General features: G+C 58.8%; 3 protein-coding genes. All 3 read left to right on the top strand.

Annotated elements, in window-relative coordinates:
* Positions 1–941 (top strand): cell division protein ZapE (gene zapE, locus B3520_RS09320; protein ID WP_286875910.1); only part of this gene is annotated, 941 nt, incomplete at its 5' end.
* A gap of 112 nt (positions 942–1053) precedes the next feature.
* The gene (gene rplM, locus B3520_RS09315; protein ID WP_024459582.1) at positions 1054–1482 is read left to right on the top strand and encodes a 50S ribosomal protein L13; all 429 of its coding nucleotides are present in this window, start codon (positions 1054–1056) and stop codon (positions 1480–1482) included.
* A gap of 14 nt (positions 1483–1496) precedes the next feature.
* On the top strand, positions 1497–1852 hold a 356-nt coding region (gene rpsI / locus B3520_RS09310; protein ID WP_286875908.1), incomplete at its 3' end, for a 30S ribosomal protein S9.

Here is a 1852-nt window from a genome sequence, read left to right as displayed (position 1 = left end):
CAAAGGCGCCGATCACACCGGTCACCGGGTTGTACCTGTGGGGCGGCGTCGGGCGGGGCAAAACCTATCTGATGGACAATTTTTACGAGAGCCTGCCGTTTGAGCAGAAAATGCGCGCCCATTTCCACCGCTTTATGCGCCGGGTGCACGGGGACCTCAAGCAGCTCGATGGCCAGAAAAATCCCCTTGAGCAGGTGGCAGACCGCATCGCCCGGGAGGCCCGGGTCATCTGCTTTGACGAATTCTTCGTCTCGGACATCACCGATGCGATGATTTTGGGCACTCTGATGCAGGCCCTGTTCCGCCGCGGCGTGACGCTGGTGGCCACCTCCAATATTCCGCCGGACAACCTATATAAGGATGGATTGCAACGAGCCCGGTTCCTGCCCGCCATTGAGCAGATCAAGCGTCACACCCGGGTATTGCAGCTCGATAGCCAGAACGACTACCGATTGCGAGCACTGGAGCAGGCCGAGTTGTACCACAGCCCGCTCGATGCGCGGGCGGACGAGAGCCTGATGGCGAGCTTCCGCAGCCTGGTGCCGGCAGAAGATGAAATATGCGCCGACCAGGTGCTGGAGGTGGAGGGGCGCCCGATTCGAGCCCGCTATCTGGGGGAAGACGTGGCCTGGTTTGACTTTATGGCCCTGTGCGATGGGCCCCGCTCCCAGAATGACTATATCGAGCTGGCCCGGGAGTTCCATGCGGTGGTGGTGAGCGATGTGCCACCGCTGGGTCGGGGCAACGACGATCAGGCCCGGCGCTTCATCAATCTGGTGGACGAGTTTTACGATCGGCGGGTCAAGCTGGTACTATCCGCCGCCCGGCCGTTGACGCAGATCTACGACGAGGGGCGCCTAAGCTTCGAATTCGAGCGCACCGTCAGCCGCCTGCTGGAAATGCAGAGCCGCGACTACCTGGCCCAGCCCCACAAGCCCTGACGGGGCGGCCGGGTTGGTGGAAAAATCATCAGTTTCCCCCTTGAAAACCGGCGACGATTTCTATAGTATTCGCGCTCTTTTGTGGGAAGCACCTCCTGAGGCAGGAAATAACATGAAGACTTATAGTGCTAAACCTGAAACGGTCTCTCGCGACTGGTTCGTCGTTGATGCCGAAGGCAAGACTCTGGGCCGTATGGCTACAGAGATTGCCCGTCGTCTGCGCGGCAAGCACAAGCCCGAGTACACACCTCATGTGGACACGGGTGATTACATTGTCGTGATCAACGCTGAAAAAGTTCGTGTGACCGGTAAGAAGGCCAGCGACAAGATTTACTACCATCACACCGGTTATATCGGCGGCATCAAGTCGATCAGCTTTGAAAAGCTGATCCAGAAGGCCCCCGAGCGCACCATCCAGAACGCCGTCAAGGGCATGCTGCCCCGCGGACCCCTGGGTCGCGCCATGTTCAAAAAACTCAAGGTCTACGCAGGTAACGAGCATCCGCACACTGCGCAGCAGCCTCAAGAACTGACTATCTAACCGGGAAGCTGATTATGGCAGTTACTCAATATTACGGTACGGGTCGCCGCAAGACCTCCACCGCCCGGGTGTTCATCGCCCAGGGTAGCGGCAACATCACCGTCAACGACCGTCCTCTGGACGAGTACTTTGGCCGTGAAGTGGCACGCATGATCGTGCGTCAGCCGCTGGAAAATGTGGAAATGGCTGACAAGTTCGACGTAAAAGTCACCGTGAAAGGCGGTGGTAGCTTTGGTCAGGCCGGCGCCATCCGCCACGGTCTGACCCGTGCTCTGATGGAATACGACGAAGCGCTGCGTGGCTCTCTGCGTGAAGCAGGTTACGTAACTCGCGATTCTCGCGCTGTTGAGCGTAAGAAAGTGGGTCTGCG

Origin of the sequence: Marinimicrobium sp. UBA4509, from assembly GCF_002388575.1 — a bacterium.
Classification (GTDB): Bacteria; Pseudomonadota; Gammaproteobacteria; order Pseudomonadales; family Cellvibrionaceae; genus Marinimicrobium; species Marinimicrobium koreense.
The sequence above is the reverse complement of the archived record's forward strand: the minus strand, read 5'-3'. Positions and strand labels throughout refer to the sequence as shown.